General features: G+C 59.9%; 24 protein-coding genes. 16 read left to right on the top strand and 8 right to left on the bottom strand.

Annotated features, from left to right (window positions below):
* Positions 1 to 5 precede the first annotated feature (5 nt).
* From G5195_RS08450 to cyoA, 4 genes are read right to left on the bottom strand one after another with little or no spacing between them, the layout of a single operon-like run.
* On the bottom strand, positions 6 to 335 hold the full coding sequence (locus G5195_RS08450) for a cytochrome o ubiquinol oxidase subunit IV (RefSeq protein WP_216978420.1): 330 nt from the start codon (positions 333 to 335) through the stop codon (positions 6 to 8).
* Positions 336 to 950, bottom strand: coding sequence for a cytochrome o ubiquinol oxidase subunit III (locus G5195_RS08445; protein WP_216978419.1), 615 nt, complete (start codon positions 948 to 950; stop codon positions 336 to 338).
* Positions 951 to 954: 4 nt separating this feature from the next.
* Entirely contained in the window at positions 955 to 2,931 is a 1,977-nt protein-coding gene (gene cyoB, locus G5195_RS08440) for a cytochrome o ubiquinol oxidase subunit I (protein WP_216978418.1), read from the bottom strand.
* Positions 2,932 to 2,934: 3 nt separating this feature from the next.
* A complete protein-coding gene (cyoA, locus tag G5195_RS08435; RefSeq protein WP_421236026.1) occupies positions 2,935 to 3,978 on the bottom strand; it encodes a cytochrome o ubiquinol oxidase subunit II in 1,044 nt (347 codons plus the stop codon).
* A 578-nt stretch (positions 3,979 to 4,556) separates the two neighbouring features.
* Between cyoA and G5195_RS08430 the strand changes: the two genes are divergently transcribed.
* A complete protein-coding gene (locus G5195_RS08430; RefSeq protein ID WP_043821315.1) occupies positions 4,557 to 6,482 on the top strand; it encodes an NAD(P)-binding protein in 1,926 nt (641 codons plus the stop codon).
* On the top strand, positions 6,479 to 7,684 hold the full coding sequence (locus G5195_RS08425; RefSeq protein ID WP_158109354.1) for a c-type cytochrome: 1,206 nt from the start codon (positions 6,479 to 6,481) through the stop codon (positions 7,682 to 7,684). The genes G5195_RS08430 and G5195_RS08425 overlap by 4 nt, the downstream gene beginning before the upstream one ends.
* A gap of 88 nt (positions 7,685 to 7,772) precedes the next feature.
* Here the strand turns inward: G5195_RS08425 and G5195_RS08420 are convergent, their stop codons facing one another.
* The 3 genes from G5195_RS08420 to G5195_RS08410 form a co-directional block, all read right to left on the bottom strand.
* The gene (locus G5195_RS08420) at positions 7,773 to 8,108 is read right to left on the bottom strand and encodes a DUF3634 family protein (protein WP_005353195.1); all 336 of its coding nucleotides are present in this window, start codon (positions 8,106 to 8,108) and stop codon (positions 7,773 to 7,775) included.
* 106 nt (positions 8,109 to 8,214) lie between these two features.
* Positions 8,215 to 9,183 (bottom strand): nucleoside hydrolase, encoded by a 969-nt coding sequence (locus G5195_RS08415; protein WP_421208688.1) that lies wholly within the window; start codon positions 9,181 to 9,183, stop codon positions 8,215 to 8,217.
* A gap of 221 nt (positions 9,184 to 9,404) precedes the next feature.
* The gene (locus G5195_RS08410; RefSeq protein ID WP_069555456.1) at positions 9,405 to 9,698 is read right to left on the bottom strand and encodes a hypothetical protein; all 294 of its coding nucleotides are present in this window, start codon (positions 9,696 to 9,698) and stop codon (positions 9,405 to 9,407) included.
* Positions 9,699 to 9,910: 212 nt separating this feature from the next.
* Between G5195_RS08410 and G5195_RS08405 the strand changes: the two genes are divergently transcribed.
* The 14 genes from G5195_RS08405 (at position 9,911) to G5195_RS08340 (ending at position 24,153) form a co-directional block, all read left to right on the top strand.
* Complete coding sequence (locus G5195_RS08405; protein ID WP_042056461.1) at positions 9,911 to 11,356, top strand: coniferyl aldehyde dehydrogenase; 1,446 nt, start codon at positions 9,911 to 9,913, stop codon at positions 11,354 to 11,356.
* An 11-nt stretch (positions 11,357 to 11,367) separates the two neighbouring features.
* Entirely contained in the window at positions 11,368 to 12,000 is a 633-nt protein-coding gene (locus G5195_RS08400; RefSeq protein WP_236292405.1) for a TetR/AcrR family transcriptional regulator, read from the top strand.
* The gene (locus G5195_RS08395; RefSeq protein ID WP_421236025.1) at positions 11,969 to 12,499 is read left to right on the top strand and encodes a hypothetical protein; all 531 of its coding nucleotides are present in this window, start codon (positions 11,969 to 11,971) and stop codon (positions 12,497 to 12,499) included. The genes G5195_RS08400 and G5195_RS08395 overlap by 32 nt, the downstream gene beginning before the upstream one ends.
* 18 nt (positions 12,500 to 12,517) lie before the next feature.
* The gene (locus tag G5195_RS08390; RefSeq protein ID WP_421236024.1) at positions 12,518 to 13,702 is read left to right on the top strand and encodes an iron-containing alcohol dehydrogenase; all 1,185 of its coding nucleotides are present in this window, start codon (positions 12,518 to 12,520) and stop codon (positions 13,700 to 13,702) included.
* A 203-nt stretch (positions 13,703 to 13,905) separates the two neighbouring features.
* A complete protein-coding gene (locus G5195_RS08385; RefSeq protein ID WP_005337747.1) occupies positions 13,906 to 14,166 on the top strand; it encodes a GNAT family N-acetyltransferase in 261 nt (86 codons plus the stop codon).
* Positions 14,153 to 14,743 carry a nucleotidyltransferase family protein gene (locus G5195_RS08380; RefSeq protein ID WP_204419265.1) on the top strand — a complete coding sequence of 197 codons (591 nt, stop codon included), beginning with the start codon at positions 14,153 to 14,155 and terminating at the stop codon, positions 14,741 to 14,743. Before G5195_RS08385 ends, G5195_RS08380 begins: the two co-directional genes overlap by 14 nt.
* A 71-nt stretch (positions 14,744 to 14,814) precedes the next feature.
* Positions 14,815 to 16,638: a SulP family inorganic anion transporter gene (locus tag G5195_RS08375; protein ID WP_204419266.1), complete on the top strand. Its 1,824-nt coding sequence runs from the start codon at positions 14,815 to 14,817 to the stop codon at positions 16,636 to 16,638.
* Between the two features lie 121 nt (positions 16,639 to 16,759).
* Positions 16,760 to 18,121 carry an MATE family efflux transporter gene (locus G5195_RS08370; protein WP_005361670.1) on the top strand — a complete coding sequence of 454 codons (1,362 nt, stop codon included), beginning with the start codon at positions 16,760 to 16,762 and terminating at the stop codon, positions 18,119 to 18,121.
* Entirely contained in the window at positions 18,118 to 18,729 is a 612-nt protein-coding gene (locus tag G5195_RS08365; protein WP_005337761.1) for a hypothetical protein, read from the top strand. The genes G5195_RS08370 and G5195_RS08365 overlap by 4 nt, the downstream gene beginning before the upstream one ends.
* A gap of 275 nt (positions 18,730 to 19,004) precedes the next feature.
* Positions 19,005 to 19,220, top strand: a complete 216-nt coding sequence (locus G5195_RS08360; RefSeq protein WP_005337763.1) for a YdcH family protein — start codon at positions 19,005 to 19,007, stop codon at positions 19,218 to 19,220.
* Between the two features lie 162 nt (positions 19,221 to 19,382).
* On the top strand, positions 19,383 to 20,576 hold the full coding sequence (locus tag G5195_RS08355; RefSeq protein WP_421236023.1) for a sugar ABC transporter substrate-binding protein: 1,194 nt from the start codon (positions 19,383 to 19,385) through the stop codon (positions 20,574 to 20,576).
* On the top strand, positions 20,573 to 22,711 hold the full coding sequence (locus tag G5195_RS08350; RefSeq protein ID WP_421236022.1) for a diguanylate cyclase domain-containing protein: 2,139 nt from the start codon (positions 20,573 to 20,575) through the stop codon (positions 22,709 to 22,711). Before G5195_RS08355 ends, G5195_RS08350 begins: the two co-directional genes overlap by 4 nt.
* A 139-nt stretch (positions 22,712 to 22,850) precedes the next feature.
* Entirely contained in the window at positions 22,851 to 23,510 is a 660-nt protein-coding gene (locus G5195_RS08345) for a YceH family protein (protein WP_040067914.1), read from the top strand.
* An 85-nt stretch (positions 23,511 to 23,595) separates the two neighbouring features.
* Positions 23,596 to 24,153, top strand: a complete 558-nt coding sequence (locus G5195_RS08340; RefSeq protein ID WP_204477431.1) for a HutD family protein — start codon at positions 23,596 to 23,598, stop codon at positions 24,151 to 24,153.
* A 114-nt stretch (positions 24,154 to 24,267) separates the two neighbouring features.
* Here G5195_RS08340 and azu read toward each other — a convergent pair whose 3' ends face one another.
* Positions 24,268 to 24,708, bottom strand: coding sequence for an azurin (gene azu, locus G5195_RS08335; protein WP_227343020.1), 441 nt, complete (start codon positions 24,706 to 24,708; stop codon positions 24,268 to 24,270).
* Positions 24,709 to 24,999 lie beyond the last annotated feature (291 nt).

Here is a 24,999-nt window from a genome sequence, read left to right as displayed (position 1 = left end):
CCTGCTCAGTGGACCATCATGTTGATGTTGAGGTTGTACATGATCCACAGGGAACCCACGACCACGATGGCAATGATGAGCACGGTAAAGACCAGTGCCACCAGGTTCCAGCGCTCTTCAGACGAGGTATTCATATGCAGGAAGTAGATCAGATGCACGAAGATCTGCACCACCGCCATGCCAACCACGGTGGCCAGCACGGTGGTGTGGGAGGCGGAGCCATCTATCACCATCCAGAACGGTACGGCAGTCAGGATCAGTGACAGCACGAAGCCGATCAGGTAGCTCTTGGCGCTGCCGTGGCTGGCGCCGTGAGAATCAACGGAATGACTCATTTACATTGCTCCCATCAGATAGACCACGGTAAAGACGCAGATCCACACAACGTCGAGGAAGTGCCAGAACAGGCTCAGGCACATCAGGCGGGAGCGGTTGCGATCGGTCAGCCCCTTCTTGGCCACCTGCACCATCATCACGATGATCCAGATCAGGCCACTGGTCACGTGGATACCGTGAGTACCAACCAGGGTAAAGAAGGCTGAGAGGAAGGCACTGCGATCCGGGCCGTAACCTTCTGCGATCAGGTGATGGAACTCGTAGATCTCCATCGCGATAAAACCGGCACCCAGCACAAAGGTCACCAGCAACCAGCCATTGACGGTAGACACCCGGTTCTTGTTCATCGCCAACATGGCAAAACCGAAGGTGATGGAGCTCAACAGCAGCAGCATGGTTTCGGCAAATACGAACGGCAGTTCGAAGATATCCTTGCCGCTCGGACCGCCGGCAGTGCCGTTGACCAGAACCGCATAGGTTGCAAACAGACATGCAAACAGAATGCAGTCACTCATCAGGTAGATCCAGAAACCAAACACCTTGTTGGCACCGGCATCATGGTGCCCATGGTCATGGGCACTCTCGTGAGTGTGATGTAGAACGTCGGTCGCCATAGCGTCACGCCCCCTTGTTAATGTTGGCAAAATGCTGATCTTCGATGCGCGTGATCTCGTCAACCTGGACGTAGTAGTCCACGTCATCGTTGAAGCTGTGGATGATCCAGCTGCCAATCATGGCGGCAAAGGCAAGGATGGCCATCCACCAGATATGCCAGATCATGGCAAAGCCAAAGACGGCGCTGAAGCCCGCGATGATCACCCCTGCCCCGGTGTTCTTGGGCATGTGGATCGGTGCATACTGCTTGGGCTGCTGATAGGCTGAACCGTTTTGCTTGGCCTCCCAGAAGGCATCCAGACCGGTGATCTTCGGCTCGATGGCGAAGTTGTAGAAGGGCGGCGGTGAAGAGGTCGCCCACTCCAGCGTCCGGCCACCCCAGGGGTCACCACTCACATCACGGTTCTGCTCGCGGTCACGGATGCTGACCACCAGCTGGATCACCTGGCACAAGACACCAAGGGCAATCAGGCCGGCACCACAGGCGGCTACCACCAGCCAGGGGTGGAAGGCCGGATCCAGCTGTTGACTGATGCGGCGGGTCATCCCCATGAAGCCCAGTACGTAAAGCGGCATGAAGGCAACAAAGAAGCCGATAATCCAGCACCAGAAAGCACGCTTGCCCCAGGTTTCATTCAGGGTGAAGCCGAACGCCTTGGGGAACCAGTAGGTGATTCCTGCAAAGCAGCCAAATACCACGGCACCAATGATGACGTTGTGGAAGTGAGCGATGAGGAACAGGCTGTTGTGCAACACGAAGTTGGCCGCCGGCACCGAGAGCAGTACCCCTGTCATGCCACCTATGGTGAAGGTGATGATGAAACCGACGGTCCACAGCATGGGTGAGGTGAACTCGATGCGACCACGGTACATGGTGAACAACCAGTTGAAGATCTTCACCCCGGTCGGGATGGAGATGATCATGGTGGTGATGCCGAAGAAGGCATTCACGTTTGCGCCCGAGCCCATGGTGAAGAAGTGGTGCAACCAGACAATGAAGGAGAGCACGGTAATAGCAATGGTCGCCCATACCAGCGAGGTGTAGCCGAACAGCTTCTTCTTGCTGAAGGTGGCCACCACTTCGGAGAAGATCCCGAATACCGGCAACACCAGGATATAAACCTCGGGGTGGCCCCAGGCCCAGATCAGGTTGATGTACATCATCATGTTGCCACCCATGTCATTGGTAAAGAAATGGGTACCCAGATAGCGGTCTGCGGTGAGCAGGGCGATGGTAACGGTCAGGATCGGGAAGGAGGCGATGATCAGTACGTTGGAGCACAAAGCCGTCCAAGTGAACACCGGCAGACGCATCATGGTCATGCCAGGAGCGCGCATCTTGATGATGGTGGCGAAGAAGTTGACGCCAGTCAGCAAGGTACCAAGACCCGAGATCTGCAGACTCCAGATCCAGTAATCAACCCCGACCCCCGGGCTGTACTCCAGCCCGGAGAGGGGCGGATAGGCCAGCCAGCCGGTCTGGGCGAATTCACCGACCCCGAGGGAGACGTTGATCAGCACCACGGCGGCGGCGGTGAACCAGAAGCTGATGTTGTTGAGGAAGGGAAAAGCCACATCACGGGCACCGATCTGGAGCGGCACGACGATATTCATCAGACCGATCACCAGTGGCATGGCCACGAAGAAGATCATGATGACCCCGTGGGCGGTGAAGATCTGGTCGTAGTGATGCGGCGGTAAAATGCCGTCACCACCAGCCGAAGCCATCACCTGCTGGGTACGCATCATCACCGCATCGGCGAAGCCGCGCAGCATCATGACCATACCCAGGATCAGATACATGACCCCAAGACGCTTGTGGTCGACCGAGGTAAGCCACTCTTTCCACAGATATTGCCACTTGCCGAAATAGGTGATCAGGCCGGCAACGGCCAGCCCCCCCAAAATGATACCGGCTACCGTCACCATGATGATGGGTTCATGGAACGGAATGGCATCGAGTGTTAATTTTCCAAACATCGGTTATTCCTCGGATCCTGCTTGCACAGCCTTGTTATCCAACGGCGCGTTCATATGTCCGGCATGCTCCTTCTGCCCGTCATGCGCCATAGCGGCATGGTCCATCTGCATATGTGCCATGTCATCGTGATTCATGGCGGCGCCATGCTCTGAGGGGGCTTTATGGGTCATCCCCTTGTGCTCGCCATGCCCCATGTCACCCATAAACTTGTTGATCAGCTTGACGAAAAGGGCCGGATCGGCACTTGAGAAATACTCCACCGGGTGGTTTTCGCTCTTCTTGGCCAGCGCATTGAACTCATCCATGGTGGTCAGCATCTTGGGAGAGGCCCTGACTTTGGCAACCCAGGCATCAAAACCGGCCTGATCCTGCGTGGCAATCGCCTTGAACTTCATGCCCGAGAAACCGGCTCCGCTATAACTGCTGGAGATACCGTCATACGCGCCTGCTTCATTGGCAATGAGATGCAACTTGGTCTGCATACCTGCCATGGCATAAATTTGCCCGCCTAGCTTGGGAATGAAGAAAGAGTTCATGACTGTGTCTGAAGTCACCCGGAAATTGACGGGGGTATTGACCGGGAATGCTAATTCATTGACCGAGGCAATCCCTAATTCTGGGTAGACAAACAGCCATTTCCAGTCGAGGGAAATAACATCAATCTGGATCGGCTTCACCGTAGACTCCAGCGGCTTGTAGGGATCCAGTTCGTGGGACGTTTTCCAGGTAATGGTTGCCAGAATGACGATGATAATAATTGGTACGGTCCAGACAACCGCCTCAATTTTATTGGAGTGAGACCAATCCGGAGTATATTTGGCATTGGTATTTGATGCCCGGTATTTACGAGCAAAGACCACCGCCATAATAATCACAGGGATCACCACAATTAACATCAGCCCCAAGGCGGTTAATATCAGTGATTTCTGTTCCAGACCAATCTGCCCTTTGGGATTCATCAAGGCCATGTCGCAGCCGGTCAGCAAGCTGGCCGATGCGAGCAACAGCAAAGCACCCAAGCCCCTCTTTAATTCAAAAGGTCTCATGCAGTGTCCTTATGGTCGCAAGGCTAAAGTTGTAAAAACGGGCAACATTGTGATCAGAACCGGAACATGTAAACAACATGGAAAATTAATCTTAAGATTGTGCCAAACTTGGACTTAGCATGTGAAAAATGTTAATTTTGCATCCGTATCACTATTAATGGCGCCTTTCCCTATAATTAATCAATGACACTCTCTTCTCAATTTATAATTGGACAGGGAGCATTATCTCGCCAACTAACCTTACATAGCATATGGGTATATATGACGAAAAATTAATCCTCCAGCATGAATAATAAACACCTGTCGACTTTGATGATCTGCGACAATTTGAACTCATCATCATTTACGTAATTAAACGCGACGAACAGAACACAGCACGATATTTTTTAGCTGGATTGTTTTTTAACAATTCGAACCCAAACAGATATGTCACTCCATACTCGTTTGATTAATCTGTTTAATAAGTTATTATCAACCCATATAGACGCCATAAAAATATGGCGGTAGGTTGCGTCCTCTTGCTGCTGGCCAGCTACCCCACTCTGTACTTTTCCATTTTTCATACAGCAGGTATTGCCATGAGTATTACACGCAGAGATTTTCTCAACGGCGTTGCCATCACCATTGCGGCAGGCGTCGCCCCCATCAATCTGCTCAAGGCTGCCGAAGGCGGCAGCACGCTGGCGGATAAAACCCTGGCCTACCCGCCCGCCCTCACCGGCCTGCGCGGTAACCACCCGGGCTCCTTCGAACCGGCCCACAGCATCGCCCGTGACGGCAAGCAGTATGACTTTGCCAATATTCCCCTTGAGGGGGAGTACGATCTGGTGATCGTCGGCGCCGGGATCAGCGGTCTGGCCGCCGCCTGCTTCTATCAGCAACTGCTCGGCGCGGATAAGAAGATCCTGCTGCTCGACAACCACGACGACTTTGGCGGCCACGCCAAGCGCAACGAGTTCACCACCCCCGATGGCCTGCGTCTGGGTTACGGCGGCAGTGAATCCCTGCAATCACCGCGTTCGGTCTACAGCCCGGTGGCGCTCGGTCTGCTCAAGGCGCTGGAGGTCAACATCGACGAGCTGGCCGCCGGTTTCCAACAGACCTTCTATCCGGATCTGGGGCTCAGCCGCGGCGTCTATTTCGACGAGAAGCACTTTGGCGTCAATAAGATAGTGAACGGGGATCCGGGCCACAACGTGGCGGACGATATCCCCCGCGATCGCCTGAACGGCCGGCCGCTGGCAGAATTTATCGGTGACTTCCCCCTCGATGATGCCGACAAGGCCGCCCTGTTGGCCCTGCACGAATCGAAGATCGACTACCTGAGCGGCATGACCCGCGAGCAGCAGGACGAGTGGGTGACCCGCAACAGCTACACCACCTTCCTGCGCGATAAAGTGGGCCTGAGCGAGCGCGCGATCACTTACTTCCAGCAGCGCACCAACGACTTCCAGGCGGTCGGCATCGACGCCACCGCCTGCGCCGATGCGCGTCTGTGCGCCTTGCCGGGTTTCGACGGCCTCAATCTGACGCCGCTTGATGCCGAGGAGCAGGCGGAGCTGGACGATCCCTACATCTTCCACTTCCCCGATGGCAACGCCGGTCTCACCCGCCTGATGGTACGCAAGCTCATTCCGCAGGTGGCGCCGGGTCACACCATGCAGGATGTGGTGCTGGCCAAGTTTGACTACAGCAAGCTCGACCTGCCTGAGCACAAGGTGCAACTGCGCCTTGGCAGCACGGCGTTGCAGGCCAAAAACGTGCGCCTCGCCGACGGCAAGCTGGCGGTGGATGTCACCTATATCAAGGAGGGGAAACTGCACCGGGTGCGGGCCAAGCAGTCGATCATGGCTGGCTACAACATGATGATCCCCTACATGGTGCCCGAGATGCCGGAGCCCCAGAAGGAGGCGCTGCGCCAGAATGCCAAGGCGCCGCTGGTCTACACCAAGGTGGTGATCAAGAACTGGCAAGCCTTCGTCAAGCTGGGGGTACACGAGGTCTACTCCCCCGCCGCACCCTACAGCCGGGTCAAGCTCGACTATCCGGTCAGCATGGGTGGCTACGAGCATCCCAAGAGCCCGGATCAGCCGATGTGCCTGCACATGGTCTATGTGCCGACCCTGCCGGGCAGCGGCCTCTCGGCCCGCGAGCAGTCTCGCAAGGGGCGCGCCATGATCCTCGGCATGCCGTTCGAGCAGCATGAGCAGATGATCCGCGAGCAGTTGCAGGGGATGCTCGGCAGCGCCGGTTTCAACCATGAGCAGGACATCCTCGCCATCACGGTCAACCGCTGGTCTCACGGCTACTCCTATGTCACCAACACCCTGTTTGATGACGAAGCACAGTGCGAAAAATGGATTGAACTGGGTCGCCAGCCGATCGGCAACATCACCATCGCCAACTCGGATGCAGGCTGGAGCCCCTACGCCCACGCCGCCATCGACGAAGCGTGGCGCGCCGTCAACGAGCTGGTAGCCATGAGCAAGGGAGGTGCCCAATGAACCGCGCCCTGTCACTGACCGCCAGCGCCCTGCTGCTGGCCCTGCCCGCCCTTGCCGCCAACGCAGCCCCCGCCATGTCTGCGGGGGAATACGTGGCCAAGCTGGGCGATTGCGCCGCCTGTCACACCAGCGAAACCAGCAAGCCGCTGGCGGGCGGCAAAGGGTTCCCGACCCCCATCGGCACCGTATTTGCCACCAACATCACCCCGGACAAGACCCACGGTATCGGCAACTACAGCCTGCCGGAGTTCATCAAGGTGATGCGCGAAGGGGTGGCCCGCGATGGCCATCGCCTCTATCCGGCCATGCCCTACACCGCCTACGCCAAGATGAGCGATAAGGATCTCGAAGATCTCTATCACTATCTGATGAAGGAGGTGCAACCGCTGGCCATCGCCAACAAGGAGAGCGACATCCCCTGGCCGCTCAACATGCGCTGGCCGCTGATGGGCTGGAACTGGGTCTACCACGATGACAGCCGCTTTACCCCGGTGGCGGGCAAGAGCGAAGAGTGGAACCGCGGCGCCTATCTGGTGCAGGGTGCCGGCCACTGCGGCAGCTGCCACACTCCGCGCGGGCTCGGCATGCAGGAGAAAGCGCTGACCGAGGCGGATCCCGTCTACCTGAGCGGTGCTGCGCTGGATGGCTGGTATGCCCCCGACATTCGCGGCAGCCGTTACAGCAAGCAGGCGCTGATCGACCTGCTGAAAACCGGCCGCAGCCAGCATGAAGCGGTCGCGGGCCCCATGGGGGAAGTGATCACTCACAGCAGCCAGTATTTCAGCGACGCCGATCTGGCCAGCATCGCCACCTATCTGACCGATCTGAAAGATGAACCGGTGGCGGAGAAAGGGGCCCGCGCCTACGCCAGTGCCAGCGGCAAGGCGGACTACGCCATGTACTGCTCCACCTGTCACGGGGTCAACGGCCAGGGCAATGACCACGTCATCCCCTCGCTGGTCAACAACCGCACCGTGCTGGCGAGCGATCCGTCGAGCCTGATCAATGTGCTGCTGCACGGCGCCGAGACCCCGGTCACCCACGACCATCTGGGTTACCACATGCCGGGTTATGGCTGGACCATGGATGACGAGCGGCTCGCCGAGCTGGTCAACACCCTGCGCGCCTCCTGGGGCAATGAAGGCACCGCCGTCAAGGCGGCGGCGGTCAAGGCCCAGCGCGAGCTGCACGGCAAGGAGTAAGGGCTGTCCGCTCTCTCTTGACCAAGTGCCATAAAAAACGGGCCTCCACTGGAGGCCCGTTTGCTATTGATGAACCACGTTCCGGTACTTATCCCTTGCGAGATTTGGGCCCCGGCAGCGGTGCCGTTGGCTGGCGGTAATCGCCATAGGGGAAGATATTGCGAAACCGCTGGGCCACCGGTTCGGGGATGGAGCGGGAGAAGATCAGCTTCACGCCATCGCCATCACGCTGCCCCACAATGCGACCGCGCACCGTGTCGTGGCGCAGGATCTGCTTGGCATGCTCAATAAAGGCGGGTGACACCTTGCCCTGCTTGACCACTACCTTGCCGGGTGCAAGACGGATCTCGAACAGGGCGCCACGCCCCAGCTTCATCAACCACCAGATCAGGGCTATCGCCACTATCAAGGAAATCCAGGCCATCTTCATCCCTCCCAAGCTCTTGATATAAGGCAGTATAAGCGGCCGAGCGTTCCGATTGTTTGGCGCCGATCACAGCCCCCGCCTCAACGTAATAGCGCCTCTTTGCTCAGCAATCCTTGCCCCAGCCCACCAGCGTCTCGCGATAGAGCGCCAGCAAGGCTTCATCGCGCACCGCCACCCCGACCTGCTGCGGACGATAGGCTGCCCAGTCATCGTGGGAGTGGCGCTTGCCATCGAACTTTTGCAGGGTGTGGCCGATGGCCGGGCCGCTGGTAATCACCCGCACCGGCCCCTCGCGCAGGGTAAAGAGGGTCGGATCAATCACATAGGCGATGGCGGACGGGTCGTGAACGTGGCAACCGGAGAGCCCCAGCTTCTCGGAGTAGAAGCGCAGGTAGAAGCGGCTCACATCCCACAGGAAGCGGCCCGGCTCCCCCGCCTTGTCCCTGAGCTCATCCAGATAGGCGCTGCTGAAGAAGCTCTGCTGGGTCACATCCAGCCCGATGATCACCACAGGCCAATCGGCGGTAAAGACCCGGTCGGCGGCATCGGGATCATCGTGAATATTGGCCTCGGCATAGGGGGTCACGTTGCCGCGATGGCCGTTGACGCCAAAGGCTCCGCCCATCACTACCACCTGTTTCACCAGCGAGACAATCTCGGGCGCCTGTTGCAGCGCCAGCGCCAGATTGGTCAGCGGGCCGATAGTGACCAGGGTGATCTCCCCCGGTGCGGCTTTCACCGCCTCGACAATATATTGCCAGGCGGGGCGGGGATCCGGAGCGATAGTCACCTCCCCCGCCTCCATGTCGCCAAAGCCGCTCGGGCCGTGGACTATGGTGGTGGGGCCGACCGGCTCGCGCTGCAGCGGGGCGGCAGCACCTTTGGCCACATCCGCCTTCATGCCGTACTTCTGCTTGAGCCAGAGGGCGTTGCGGGTGCCATTGTCGATGGTGGCGTTACCAAAAACTGTGGTGATGGCGAGCAGCTCGATGGCGGGGTGGGCCTCGGCAAACAGGATGGCCATGGCATCGTCGATACCCGGGTCGGTATCCAGAATGATTTTATGGGTCATGAGAAATTCCTACGGTGACAAACCCTTCGGCAAAAGGGAGAGTCTACCCGGCTGACGGTCTCGTATCCCGGCATGGGATCACAGACCGGGCCTTTGCTCCCGGCAGCGGGGGCGTTGCTGGCGACAATCTGCATAAAAAAGCGCGGCCCTGTTGCCAGCGCCGCGCCCTTTATCGTTGTTCGTTATCTGCTGTCTGGCACAGATCTGCCTGACTACGACCCTCAGTGCTTGCGATGCCAGCGCGGTGAGGTCGCCTTCTCCCCCCAGGGGGTGATGCAGGGGAGCAGAGCCCCTTCAATCACCATCTCGCTACCCGCCAGCGCCTCGGCGATCTTCTGGTGCAACACCCGCAGTACTTTGCCCTCGTGCTCGGCCAGAGAGTGGCCCGCGGCAAAGAACTCCGGCTGATATTGCAGTGCCAGCTTCTGGGCGAATTCGTAGGTGTTGAAGCAATCCGGCATCCGCTCAACCACATCTTCAAGCCGGGCCAACAAGCTGTTCAGTTCCCTGGTCATAGTGATCTCTCCGTGTAGGTTAATAGCCAAAAACTACCCCTTATTAGATAAGCCACCAACGAGCAAACCACAAAAGTGTGGGGAGACACACAGTTCTCTCTTGCGTCTGGCTTGTGGTGAACGGCAGACAGCTTGCCAGCTTTACATTCCGGTAACAAACAGCTAGATTTAGACCGACTAATCAGTCGGTCATTTTTCATGCGGAGAACAACATGGGTGCGGCGCAGCTTCAACACACTCCTGAGGATATCCTCGCCATCAAATTGTCCCTGCCAGATCAGCTGGCGCGGCTCAAACGGGCGAGTCTGGCTCACCCCATGCCTACCCTGGCCGAGCGCCGGGCGCAGCTGACCAAACTCAAACAGGCGTTGCTCGCCCACAAGGGGCAGCTGTGCAAGGCGCTGGCAGCAGATTATGGCCAGCGCAGCCACTACGACAGCCTGATCGCTGATGTGCTGCCCTGCATCATGCAGATCAACTACACCCAGAAGCGGCTCAAGCGCTGGATGCAGCCTCACCGCCGTCACACCGGCCTGCTGCTGGCCCCCGCCAAAGTAGAGGTGCACTTCCAGCCGCTCGGGGTGGTCGGCATTATCGTGCCGTGGAACTTTCCGGTGATGCTGAGCCTTGGCCCCCTCATCACCGCCATCGCGGCGGGCAACCGGGCGATGCTGAAACTCTCCGAGTTCACCCCTCATACCAACGCCGTGCTGCGCACCATGCTCACCAGCGTGTTTGACGAAAACGAGATCGCCATCATCGAAGGGGATGCCCAGATGGCGGCGGCGTTCAGCTCACTGCCGTTCGATCACCTGCTCTTTACCGGCTCCACCATGGTGGGCAAGCTGGTGATGGCCGCCGCCGCGCCCCAGCTCACCCCCCTCACCCTTGAGCTGGGTGGCAAGAGCCCCTGTCTCATCGCCCCCGACATGCCGGTCGCCACCGCGGTCGAGCGGATGATCTTCGGCAAGAGCCTCAACGCCGGGCAGATCTGCGTCGCCCCCGACTATGTGCTGCTGCCCCGTAGCGAGGTGGATAACTTTATCGCCGCCTATCGCCGCCACTTCAGCAAGCTCTACCCGCAGGGGCTCAACAGTGCGGACTACGGCGCCATCATCAACGACCGCCAGTATCAGCGCCTAGTCAGCTGGCTGGATGAAGCCGAACAGGCGGGAGCCCAGCTCCACCCCTGTGGCAGCCCGGCCCGCGATGATCAGCGTCGCCTGCTGGTGCCCCACCTGCTGACCGGGGTACCAAGTCAGTGTCAGGTGATGCAGCAGGAGATCTTCGGGCCGCTGCTGCCGCTCATCCCCTACGACACCCTGGAGGAGGCGCTCGCTTATGTGGCCGAGCGGCCGCGCCCGCTGGCCCTCTATCTGATGAGCTTCGACCCCGAGCTGCAGGCGCGAGTGACCCGGGAGACCCACTCCGGCGGCATGGCGATCAACGAGAGCCTGTTTCAGGTGGCGGCCGACGATGTGCCGTTTGGCGGCATCGGCGCCTCCGGCATGGGCCACTACCACGGCCACGAGGGGTTTCTTACCTTTTCCAAGGCGAAAACCGTGCTGACCCGCGGCAAGTTCACCACCGGCTCCCTGATCCATCCCCCCTACCACAGCTGGATCCAGAAGCTGATGATGGCCTTCTTCCTGCGCTGATGGAGATGACCATGAACCAGGCTATCCCGCAGCCACAAAACATGACCGACAAGCGCCGCCAGATCCTGGATGCCGCCCTCGCCCTCTGCGCCGAAGATGGCCTGCAGGGGGCCGCCACCGCTCGTATCGCCAAGGCGGCCGGGGTGGCCAACGGCACTCTGTTCCACCACTTTCCGAGCAAGGAGGCGCTGATCCTCGCCCTCTATCAGGATGTAAAGACCCGAATGGGGAGCGCCATCCATGAAGCAGATCCCACCCTGCCGCTGTACGACCAGACCCGCCACTACTGGCAGCTGGCGATGGGGTGGATGCTCGCGCATCCCAATGAGCTCAAATTCGTGCTGGGCTTCTTTCACTCTCCGCTGCTGGCCAGACCGGCCCGCAGCCAGATCCTGAACGATGCCCTGCGCTTTCTGCCTGCCCTGCTGGCAAAGGGGCAGGCCAGCGGCGAGCTGATGCAGGCTCCCGCACCACTGTTGCTGGAGGTGTGTCAGGGCCAGTTCCTCGCCTGCGCATCACTGTTTGTCGATCAACCGGAGCTGGGAGAGGACGACTACTGGCAAGCCAGTGCGTTCGCCCTCTTCTGGTCAGCCATCTCAGGAGCCAATCCCCATGCGCCTTTCCATACCAATATGGACGTTTGAATCTGCGGCAGCCCTTGGCCGCCGCCTCTGGATCACCACTCTGCTCTGGGTGGTGGGTCGTACCCTCTGCCGCGCCGCCCGCACCGATGAGGCGGTACGCCGCGAATTGGCGCCGTTGCCGGACGGGTTGGCAATCCGCCTCGAAGTGGGCGGCATCGGCTACGCCATGAACATGCACAAGCAGGGTGGGCGCTGGTATCCCGGTGCGCCAGCCGCCCCTCATGCCACCATCCATCCGCTGCGGGTACGCTTCAAACACCCCAATATCGCCTTTCGCGCCCTGAGTTTTCGGCTCGGGGTCAATCAGGCATTTGGCGAAAACCGGCTGCTGGTGGAGGGGGATCTGACCGTTGCCATGCATCTGGTGCGGGGGCTTGAGCAGTTGCAGTCCCTGATCCTGCCCGCCTTTATCGCGCGGCCGCTGCTGCGCCACTATCCCGCCCCGACCAACAAACTTGGCCGGGCCTGCAACATCTATCTGGGTCTGGTGACCGGCTAACGCGCAAGGAGCCTTGAAATGAGCCGCTATTACGATTTTTTCTGCCCGGTCAAACTGCTGGCCGGTGAACAGGCGCTGGAGCAACTGGCCAGCGAGCTGGCCAGCCTGGGTGCCCGTCGCCCGCTGCTGCTGACCGACAAGGGGGTCAATGCCACCGGCCTTGCCACCCTGCTGGCCAATGTGCTGGCCGAGGGGGAACTGCCGGTCGCCGCCATCTGGGACGATATCCCGGCCGACTCTTCCACCGCCGTGGTGGAGCGGATCGCCAAACGCTATCGCGAGCTCGACTGCGACAGTCTGGTGGCGCTGGGGGGCGGCTCGGTCATCGACACCGCCAAGGCAGTCAACATTCTCACTTCCATGGGGGGGGAGCATCTGCTCGACTACTCGGGCGCCGGTTGCCTGACCCGTCCCCTCAAGCCGCTGGCGGTGGTGCCCACCACGGCGGGCACAGGATCAGAAGTGACATTGGTTGCAGTAATCAAGGATGAGGCGAGCGGGCGCAAGGTGCCCTTCACCTCCCCCTTCCTGCTGCCCCAGCTGGCGGTGTTAGACCCGCGCCTGACCCAGGGGCTGCCTCTCAATATCACCGCCGCCACTGCCATGGACGCCATGACCCACGCCATCGAGGCCTTTATCGGTACCGCCAAGAACCCGGTGAGCGATGCACTGGCCCTGATGGCAGTGGAGAAGATCGCCAGCGCCCTGCCGCAAATCATCCACGACCCGCAAAACAAACAGCTGCGACTGCAACTGGCGGAAGGCTCAACGCTGGCTGGCATGGCTTTTTCCAACTCCATGGTGGGGCTGGTGCACGCCCTCGGCCACAGTCTGGGAGCCCGCTGCCATCTGCCCCACGGGCTGTGCATGAACCTCTTTTTGCCGACCGTGCTCGACTACAACCGCCCCGAGGTGGATAGCGAGTTGGCCCGGCTGCTGTTGCCGCTGGTGGGGGCAGAGCGCTTTGCTGCCACCCCGGCCCATCAGCGGGCGGAGGCGACCATCACAGCCATTCGCACCCTGCGCGACACCTTGTGGCAAGCGGTCAAGCTGCCGCGCACCATGAGCGAGGCTGGGGTAAGCGATCGCTCGCTACTGACCGAGATCCGCGATCTGGCGGTCAACGACGGTGCCCTGCTGTTCAATCGCAAGGACGCCGACCGTGAGCAGTTACTCACCCTGCTGGAGCGAGCCTGGGTCTGATCCCCCCCCTTTGCCAACACTCTTGTGCTGACACTAACGCGGTGCCCGACTCACCATCGGGCACCTTGATCTACATCGCGATATCGATGCGCCCTCTGTCAAAGGGGGATGATATTGACCACGGGCTCTCATTATCTGTTCTATACCTTGGCTAACAGTTATGTTGTGCCGAGAGACCCAACTTTATGCCAGAGGTGCCCACCATGAGCGACATCATCCATCAGGCCAACCAGCAGCAGTTCATCTGTATGGTGGAGGGTAAAGAGTCGAGACTGCGCTACCGGCGGCTCGATGCCAAGACCATCGACGCCTACAGCACCTTCGTGCCCCCCGAGCTGCGGGTGCAGGGGATTGCCGATCAGCTGGCGCGTGCCTTCTTCAACTGGACTCAGGCGGAGGGGCTCACTATAGTGCCGAGCTGCCGCTACATTGATGTCTGGTTACGCCGCAATGCCAACAACTGAACCTCTGAACTCCACCCTCGAACAGCAATTCCAAGCCAAAACAGAAGCCCTGCTGCGGGCCGATCCGCAGCGGATGGCCTGCCTGCAAGCCGCGGCCGAGCTCAATCTGCCCGACTGGGCGCTGGGAGCAGGCTTTATCCGCAACCTCATCTGGGATCACCTTCACCACAAGGCGGAGCCCACCCCGCTCAACGATATCGACCTTATCTATCTCGACAAAACCGATCCGCAAGGGCTGGCCGAGACGGCGCATGAAGCCTGGCTGGCAAAGCGGCTGCCGGATCAGCAGTGGGAAGTGCGCAATCAGGCCCGCATGCACACGCGGCAGCTGGTAACGCCGTTTGCCAGCAGCCTTGAGGCGCTGAGCCACTGGGTCGAAGTGCCCACCTGCATCGGCGTGCGCCTCACCCGAGATGGCGAGTTCGAGTGGCTTGCCCCCTACGGCTTTACCATCAACTGGTCGCTGCAAGTGAGTGCCAACCCCAGATGTCGTCAGGACAAACAGATTTTTACCCAACGCATCAAGGAGAAACGCTGGCAGGCTATCTGGCCTGACCTTCAGGTAAACTGGCCATAACCTGATTGCAATCTTTCGATAACCTTGGGCACACTAGGGGAAAAGCTGGTTGTAACTCAATGGGTTAAATAATGCGCGACTTCTTCTCTCTCGAACGCTGGCTACCGGGCCTCGCCGCCCTGCTGCATTACCAGCGCGCCTGGTTGATGCCAGATCTTCGCGCCGGACTCTCGGTGGCGGCAGTGGCGCTGCCCGTCGCCATCGCCTATGCCGAGCTTGCCGGGGTAGGTGCCATCGTCGGTCTCTACTCCTGCATCCTGCCCATGCTGGTCTACGCCCTGTTTGGTACCTCCCGCCAGCTGATTGTCGGCCCCGATGCCGCCACCTGTGCGGTCATCGCCGCCGTGGTGACGCCGCTGGCCGCAGGCGACCCAACCCGTCACTGGCAACTGGTGATGACCATGACCGCCATGACCGGCTTCTGGTGCCTGATTGCCAGCCGCTTCAAGCTGGGAGTGCTGGCGGACTTTCTCTCCCGCCCCATCCTGATGGGGCTGCTCAATGGTGTGGCTATCACCATCATGGTGGGCCAGCTCTCCAAGATCTTCGGCTTCACCTTCAGCGAACGTTACCTCATCGAGCGGATCGCCAGCGGGGCTACCTATATTACCCAAACCCATCTGCCGACCCTGGCCATGAGTCTGGTGGCTCTGCTCACCCTGCTGCTGGCCAAGCGCTACAAACCGGCATGGCCCTCCTCCATGGTGGCCATGGTGGTGACCGCTGCGCTGGTGTGGGGCTTTAATCTCGGCCAATTTGATATCGCCACCCTGGGGACGGTGGGCTCCGGCCTGCCCGCGTTCCAGATGCCGGAATTTCCTCCCGGTCTGATGCGGGAGCTGGTACTGCCTGCGCTTAACCTGGCCATGGTGAGCTTCGTCTCCATGATGCTGACCGCTCGCAGCTTTGCAGCCAAAAACGGTTACGAAATCGACGCAGACAAAGAGTTTCGGGCCCTCGGTATGGCGAACCTCGCCTCCGCCGTCTCCCAGGGTTTTGCCATCAGCGGCGCGGATTCACGCACCGCGGTCAACGACGCCAACGGCGGCAAGAGCCAGCTGGTCTCCATCATCGCCGCGGCGGTGATCGCCCTCATCACCTTCTATCTGACGGCGCCGCTCAAATATATTCCCACCGCCGCCCTCGGGGTGGTGCTGGTGATGGCCTCCCTGTCACTCACCGATTTTCGCGGTCTCTGGGCCCTGCGCCACTCCGATCGATCCGCCTTCTGGCTGGCGCTGGTCACCTTTATCAGCGTGCTTACCATGGGGGTAATCCCCGGGATCACCCTCGCCGTGTTGCTGGGCTTATTCCAGTTCCTGCGCAATGTGATGCGCCCCACCGACCAGCTGCTCGGCATGGATGACGAGGGGGTAGTACGTACCCTGGGGGACAACGAACAGGCCAAGGCGATCCCGGGTATTCTGGTCTATCGCTTCAACTCGCCGCTGACCTACTTCAACGCCCCCTATTTCAAGCGCCGGGTAATGGCCCTGCTGGTACAGGATCCCCGAGCCCCCAAGTGTCTGGTGATCGATGCGGTCGCCTGCTTCACCCATCAGGACATCAGCGTGATGAGCATGGTGGGAGAGCTGCACAAAGAGCTGAAACGGCGCGGCATCCATATGGTGATGGCGGGTCGCCACGGCCAGATGACCCACTGGCTAAAGCAGGCGGGCGTGCGGGTGGGCGATGAAGGGATCATCCTCTGCCCCGACATGTATCAGGCGCTGCGCCTGACCCGCTGCTACCGCGAGCCGGTGTTCAAGGATGATGCGGTGGTGGAGAGCACCACTGATGCCATCCGCTCCAACTGGCCGCAGGATGATGCCCTGCCCGACTCGGCGCGCCTCACCCTGCCAAGCGAACAGGAGGCGGGCGCCACGCCTGCCTGATCCCTTGGCCTGCTCCCCTGGCCGGTGCAATCCTGCACAAGGATTGCACCGGCCTTGGCCTTGGTGTTAAATGCGCCCCCAGAGGGCACTCCCCCGTGCCCTCCCAGCTGTTGGACATGCCATGCAATCTCAATCCCACGCAGGCCCGGGCACCCTCTTTGCGCTGACCTGGCCGCTCTTTATCGATCTCGCCCTGCACTTTCTGACCGGTGCCCTCAATACCTTCATGGTAGGTCACGTCTCCTATCAGGGAGTGGCCGCGCTGGCGGTCGGCAATCAGGTGTTCGATCTCGCCATCACATTGTTCAGCTTCGTCAGCATCGGCACCAGCGTGGTGATCACCCAGTATCTGGGGGCCGGCGATCGGGAGAAGAGTCGGGTGGTGATCCACACCGCTATCGGCTTCAACCTGCTGATCGGTCTGGTGGCCGCCATCGGCGTGATGGCGGGGGCCAGCACCATGCTGGCGCTGATGAACCTGCCTGCCAATCTGATGAGCGACGGGACGCTTTACTTGCAGATCATCGGTCTCTGCCTGTTACCGGAAGCGGCAGCCCTCTGTCTGGCGGCGACCCTGCGCGCTCACGGCCACACCCGTCAGGCGATGTATGTGACCCTGATCGTCAACCTCATCACCTTCGTCGGCAACCTGCTGCTGCTCTACGGCTGGTTCGGCCTGCCCCAGCTTGGCGTCGCCGGTGTCGCCATCAGCACAGTTGCCGGGCGTCTGGTGGGCGTGGTGCTGCTGGTGTGGCTGGTAGCCCGCAAAACCGGCATTCGCCTGGTGGTGCGCGATATCGTCCACCCCAGCCGGGAGATGCTGGGCAAGGTGCTCCATATCGGCCTGCCTGCTGCAGGGGAGAATCTCTCCTGGATGCTGCAGTTTATGGTGGTGACAGCCTTTGTCGGACTGCTGGGTGACAAGGCGCTGGCGACCCAATCCTACTTCTTCCAGATCTGCCTGTTTATCCTGCTGTTTGGCCTCTCCATCGGCCTTGGCAACGAGATCATCATCGGCCATCTGGCGGGGGCCAGACAGTTCGATCGCGCCTATCAGCAGCTGCTCAAGAGCCTCAAGCTGGGGCTGGCGGTCACCTGCGTCATCGCCGTGGCGGCGGCCCTCAACGGCCGCACCATCATCAGCCTCTTTACCGATGATGCCGACATCATCACCCAGGTGGCGCAACTGTTTCTTATCAGCCTTATCCTCGAGCCCGGCCGCACCTTCAATCTGGTGGTGATCAACGCCCTGCGGGCCACCGGGGATGCCCGTTTTCCCCTCTACATGGCGTTGCTCTCCATGTGGGGAATTGCCGTGCCACTCTCCTATTTCCTCGGTATCATGCAGGGTTATGGACTGGTCGGTATCTGGCTGGCGCTGGCCTGCGACGAGTGGGTGCGCGGTCTGGCCATGTTCTGGCGCTGGCGCAGTCGTCGCTGGCAAAACAAAATTCTTGTTGAAACAAAAGCGGAATCACAATGAAGAAGATAGGACTCTTGCTGGCTGCCATCCTGCTCAGCCCCCTGGCCATGGCGCAAACTGCCCCTGCCGCTCCCAAGGCTCAAGCCACCCAGACCTGGTATGTGGCCCCCATCGCCATCGATGAAACCAGCGACGCCCAGAAGGCGCTGACCAAGGACTTCATGGCCCAGATGATCAAGACCATCAAGATCAACGAGTACCAGACCGGCAAGGCGGTGGGCAACACCAAAAAGCCCAAGTGGCTGATCCGCACCAAGCTGATCCCCGCCAGCAACGAGCCGCTGGTCGGCAAGAAGCACCCGCAGGGTCTCACCTACGGCAAGGGCAATCCGACCCAGGAGATCGTCGGCGAGCTGTTGATGAACGGCACCCTGGTGGCCCACATCGGCCAGGGCTGGCGCGAGCCTATTGTCCCGGGCACGCCGGTGGCTGACAAACTCTCCATCGCCAACTATCGCTACGCCATCGGTGATCAGGCCAAGTCGGCGGATCTGGAGGAGCTGGCGGCCCAGATTGGCTTTGAGGCGGGCAAGGTGATCCACCGCGATGGCAAGCCGCTGCCCGAGAAGAAAAAGAAAAAAGAGCAGGCGGACGAAGAGAAAGAGTAACGTTGCCTGCATCCATAAGGAGGGGCCAGTCGGCCCCTTTTTGATCCTGCACCCTCACGCCAACACTGCCCCTGTTGTGACTTGTCGCACAGTTTGGCTCACCATTCAGATTGATAAATCACTTATCTTGTTTTGATTCAACAAGTTATAAATATCCCGCCGAATACTCCAAATCATTGCCCCCAAATCCGATCAGGATCACATTTATCCCCGGCACTAAGGGGTAGCTTTGGTCTTACAGGCACAATCAAACGAAACCAAGGAGGCTCCATTACATGTTCCCAGAGTACAGAGAACTTATCTCGAAACTGAAGAGCAGTGATGTCCATTTCCAGAAGAAGTTTGACTTGCACAACGACCTGGATGCGGAGATTAGAAAGTTGGAAAAGCATCACGCCAGCGACTATAGCGCCGAGGTGAGGGATCTGAAAAAACAGAAACTCAAACTGAAAGAGGAGATATACGACATCCTCAAGCAACATCCACAATAGATGCCTCGAAGATAATCCGGATAAGCAATTTATCCCTCAGCCCGGCCCAAGCGCCGGGCTTTTTGTCTCTTAACTCAATTAGTTGATCCACCACACTACCGACAGGAGCGGTTGTTTGTTACATTTTTCATTTCTGATCCAAGGTACAGATGTGATGGTAACATGACCATAGATCGCGTTTTTTATCATCTTTTGCTGCTTTGCATCTTCTCTGGCATTCAGCCACTGCGGGCCCAGGAGCCTGAACTGGAGCTGTGGCACTCCCAGCAAGCCGGTTACGTGATCGACGACGTGATCGCCCGCTTCAATCAGGAGGGGAACCACAGAGTACGGGTCACCCAGATTGAGCCGGGCAAGATCAAGTCGGATCTCCTGCTGGCAGCTCAGGCCAGGGGGCTGCCCGACCTGATGCTAATCCCCTCCGATTTTATCGGCCTCTATCGCCAGATGACCCTCGCTCCCCTCCCGGCCGAGTGGTTTTCCCCCTCATTGATGGCCAGTGCCTTGCGTTATGTCACCCTGGATAGGCAACGCTGGGGCATGCCCATGATGCAGGGCAACCATCTGATGCTGTTTTACAACAAGGCGCTGATCTCGACTCCGGTGACCCAATGGCAGCAACTGACTGCTATCACCCCGGCCCTCAAGGCCAAGGGGGTCTACCCCGTCAGCTGGCCCTATCACGACATGTACTACTTCGCAGCCTTTTTACACACCTTTGGCGGCTCGCCGGTGACCGAAGGGCGCATCACCCTCGACAGCCCGGCCATGGTGCAGGCACTGGAGGCCTACCGCACCGTCGCCAGCGAACAGTGGGTCGATCCCGAGTGCGACTATGACACCGCCCTCGCCCGCTTCAATGAGGGCAAAAGCGCCTACCTCATCAATGGGGACTGGGCCTTCAATGATCTGGTGAAGAATATGGGGGATAAGCTGGGTGTCGCCCTGCTGCCCCGCTGGCAAAGCCATTCCATGCACTCCATGAGCGGCGCCTACGTGATGGGAGCCTCCCGCTGGGCGATGGATGATGAGGATCGGCAACCCGTTATCAAGGCACTGATGGCCTTTATCCAGCGTCAGGATATTCAGCAGTTCATCTATCATCAGGGGGCGTTGCTGCCGGTCAATCAGCAGGCTTTTACCGCCATCAGCCGCCGTCCCACGCCTCAGGAAAAAGTGCTGCTGGAACAGTTCACCCTCAGTACCCCCATGCCCTCCGACAGCGCCATGTCCATCGCCTGGCAAGCGATGGAGAAAGGGTTCGAGCGCTTCAAAGAGGGGATCAGTGCCGCCGACACCGCCCGCTATATGCAGCAGCTGGCCGATCAGCAGTACCGGCAGGTCAAAACACCATGAAACATCGCACCTTTCGGCTCGGCCCGACCCTCATCATCATCCTGTTCACCGTCGCCTTGCTGCCGGCACTGCTGGCCAGCACTGTGCTGCTGATCCGCCAGCACCAGATCATCGCCCAGAGCGAGCAGTCACAGCTGGAGCGGGCCCTCACCAGCATGACCCGCGAGGCCCGCTTTCGCAGCGAGCTGATCGGCACCCAGCTCAATCAGCTCAGCCAGGATCGGGTGCTCCATCAGGCCCTAGACAACTTTCTCTTCTCCAGCCATGCCCGGCTGGCGCTGGCCACCTTTGTCAAATCCAACAGCCTGCTCACCTCGGCCTACCTCATCGATGACAAGGGGTTGGTGGTGGAGTACATCAATGGCCAGGCCTCCCACCTCGAGTCGAGCGACCTGATGCCGCAGGTGATGGCCTGGGGCAAGACCCGCGAGGCGAAACAGGGCAAGCATCTGCTGCTGCCCGTCGATGATCCCGTGCTAGTCGACGACATGGAGCAAAACCGCAGCGGCGGGCTGGCGCTGGTGGCCCCCATCTATCGCAACCACCAGCGCGCTGGGGTGATGCAGACCCCTTCCGGCTTCGTGATGGCCATTCTCCCCTGGCGACAGATGGCCCAGTTGCTGGAGCCCTATCTCAAGGGGAGCGAATATCTGGTGATCTCCCAGGGCGAGAACCGTCTCTACGAAGGGGCTCACCAGAGCGCCAACGCGATGGATGACAGGGAGCCAAGCAAGATGGCGCAGCCCCTGGCTATTGGCTGGCCCCAGCTGGAGCAGGAGATCACCCCCACCATCACCCTCTACAGCTACAGTAATGACAGGGTCAGCGAGCTCAACAAATCCCAACAGCTGCTGACCGTCAGCATCGCCATCATGTTGCTGCTGGTGGCCATCGGCTGCGTCTGGCTCACCCGCTGGCTCACCCGCCCGCTGCGATCGCTGGCCGCGCTGGTGCGCAGCTATGGCAAGGGCAATTACCAGCAACGGCAGGCGCCGCTGCGCTTTGTGGAGTACGACGAGGTGCGCCAGTTGCTGCAGGAGATGGCCAGCACCATCTCGGATCAGGTGCGGGCGCTCTATCAGCAAAATGAACAGCTGCAGCAGGCCAATAGCGAGAAAGAGGCCTTCAACCAGCGGCTGCTCGGCTTCAACGATGAACTGGAGCAAGAGGTTGCCTCGCAAACGACCGCCCTGCGCTCGGCCCTGAGCCGGGAGGAGCGCAGCCGCCATATCCTGCAATCCTGGTTGCAGTTCGGTCTGCATCAGCAGCTGGATATCGATATTGCCGAGCTGGCCAGCTCCGCCCTGCTGCAGCTCTCGCAGCTCTATCCTGGCCACCGCTGGGGACTGGTGATCCGCCGCGATGGCCAGCCTCACTACTCCCTGACCCAGGGGGTCGATGCCCCCTTGCGGGATGCCTTGCAGGAGAAACTGGCTCAACTGATGGATGAGGAGGTCAAACACTCCGAATGCCAGTGGGATGACGCTCTCTGGAAGATCATGACCCTGCCCGGTAGCCAAAGCGGCGTGCTGTTTGGTTATCTGATGGTGAGCGCAGAAGGGCTGGAGTCCGAAGACAGGGCCATCTTGCGGCTGTTTGCCAAGCAGTTGGCGGTGGGCATCGAGGGGCGTCTCTTCACCGACGAGCTGGCGCGGGTCGCCCGCACCGACAACCTCACCGGGCTGCCCAACCGGCAGGCGTTCGAAGAGGCCTTCCATCACTATCAGGCGGTGCTGGCGCGCCATCCCGAACGTCACCTCGCCCTCTTCATGCTCGATCTCAACGGCCTCAAGCGTATCAACGACCAGTATGGGCACGAGGCTGGCGACGCCCTGCTGATCCAGATGGCTCGCCAGCTACGCACCCTCTGCCGTCAGGATGAGAAGATTTTCCGCATCGGCGGCGACGAGTTCGTTCTGCTGGCGGAGGCGGATCACCTCGCCAGCCAGCAGCTGGCAGGCAGGTTGGAGGCAAGCCAGCAGCACGCCATTGTGCAGCATGGGGAGCACAGCTTCCCGCTGCGTTTTGCCATCGGCTGGAGCAGCAGCGACCAGACCCCGCTGGCGGAGCTGAGCCGGGTGGCTGACGACGCCATGTATGCCAATAAGGCGCGCTTCTATCAGGGGCAGCGATAAAAAGCAGAGGCCTCTGGCGTTGGCGAGCCTTTCGCCAACGCCCTGATCAGCTCGCAAAAATGGCGCGCAACGCTAGACGCGGCGCGGACCATGACTAAGATAGGGGCTCTTGATGTCTCGATTTGGAAGGGAGTAGGAAATGGAGTTAGTACTTGGCCCACTGGAAGCCCGCGTCATCGGCTGTCTGATTGAAAAAGAGATCTGCACCCCGGATCAATATCCCCTCTCCCTTAATGCACTGGTCAACGCTTGCAACCAGAAGAGCAACCGCGAGCCGGTGCTGGAGCTCTCCGAGCTCGATATCCGCGCCGTGGTGGACGAGCTGATCCGCAAGCGGCTGGTGGTCAACACTGCAGGCTTCAACGCCCGGGTGCCCCGCTATCAGCACAGATTCTGTAACACCGAATTTGGCGAGCTGAAATTCAGTGCCCAGGAGCTTGGCATCGTCTGCGAACTGCTGCTGCGCGGCCCGCAAACCCCGGGGGAGCTGCGCTCCCGTACCAACCGCCTCTGCAGCTTCGATGATGTCACCGAGGTGGATGCGGTGCTGACCCAGCTCATCGAGCGTGGCCCCTACGTGGTCAAGCTGCCGCGCGAGCCAGGCAAGCGCGAATCCCGCTACGCCCACCTGTTCAGCGGCGAAGTGGATATTCAGGCGATGATGGATGCAGCCCCCGCCACGGCCTATGCCTCCCCTGCCGCCGACCGCCTGAGCGAGCTGGAGCTGGAGGTGAACGAGCTCAAGAGCCGTCTCGCCGCCATGGAAGCGCGGCTGGCTGCGCTGGATGGTCAGGGCTGATCGCCTTTACCATCGCCAATCTCTATCAGGGAGCCGGGGCTGATGTCCCCGGCTCCCTGCGTTTTTTTATCGTGAGGAAGTGCCCGTGATCACCCTGATTAAAGAGTCTGACCACCAGAAGATGCCCTGGAAAAACCAGCAGGGCACTACCAGCCAGATCCTCATCTCCCCCAAGGGGAGCAGCCTTGCCAAACTCGACTTTGACTATCGACTGAGCTCGGCCCCCATCAAGAGCGCGGGCCCCTTCTCCCCCTTTCCTGGCTATCAGCGCATTTTGCTGCCGGTGAGCGGGGCTGGCTTTGTGCTCAACGGCCACCCCTACGCCACCTTCGAGGCGGCGCACTTTAGCGGCGATGAGGAGACCCACTGCGAGTTGCTGAAAAAAGAGGTGACCGATCTGGGGCTTATCTACAATCCGGATCGCATCAGCGCCAACGTGCGGGTACTGAACCTCCCCTTCCCGCTGACCCTTACCCTCGAGCCAGAGAAGACCTACCTCTGTCACCTGCTGAGCGGCCAGCTGGCCGTGCAGGGCAAAGAGGTGGCCATCAACGAGACGCTGGTGGTGGCCGGGGAAGAGAGCATTCACTTCGAATGCCAGAAGAAGACCGCCATCGCCTTCTTTACCCTGCAGGCCAAATAGCGCAAAAGTCGTCGGTGTGCAGTCATGCCACGCCACACACAAACAGCAGAGATGAAAAAGCCGGGAAATCCCGGCTTTTCTATTGAGGCAACCGGCTCGATGCCGGTCAGCGCCTTAGTTGACCTTGAAGGAGCCCTTCATCATGGCGAAGTGGCCGGGGAAGGAGCAGAAGAAGGTGAGATCCTTGCCCGCCAGACCGTCGGTCTTGAAGGTGACGCTGCTGCTCTCGCCACCGCCGATCAGCTTGGTATGCGCCAGCACGCGGGGATCATCCTTGGGCAGATAGCCGTTCTCGGCCCCGGCGCTCATCCCCGCCGTCGCCACAGTCTGATAGTCTGCGGTGCTGGACAGCACCCAGTTATGGCCCATGGCGGTCACAGGCAGCTTGCCGGTATGGTTCAGAGTGACCGTCACCTCTTTGCAGGTGGCCGGAACGCTCATCTCTTTGAGGTTGTACTGCATGGCATCATTGCCTTCGATGACCAGTGCACACTCATCCGCCAGAACCGGGGCAGCCAGAGTACTCAGAAACAGCAGGGTAATCGCCTTTTTCATCATCTTCTCCTTTGATTGGCAATGGATGGCAACGACTTGGCGGATGCGGTGAACGCTTCGCAAAGATGCCGTCTAAATCGACCTTCATTTTACTCAATTGTTTTCAATCGGCGATGGGTTTTGGCCAAAGCTGCGGGCTAGGTCACCAGACGGTGCTCTACTCGCCACTATCTCCCTCACGGATGGACGATACGACCCGCTCCAGCCACAGGTTCAAAAATGTTTAATTTTTTCTGCCCTTTTCCCTCCGATTGCCCCCATCAGGGCTCGCCCGGCGGGCGCCCCTTGGCT

Origin of the sequence: Aeromonas sp. 601039, assembly GCF_049174415.1 — a bacterium.
Classification (GTDB): domain Bacteria; phylum Pseudomonadota; class Gammaproteobacteria; order Enterobacterales; family Aeromonadaceae; genus Aeromonas; species Aeromonas veronii_A.
This window is presented reverse-complemented; position numbering and strand designations above follow the sequence as displayed.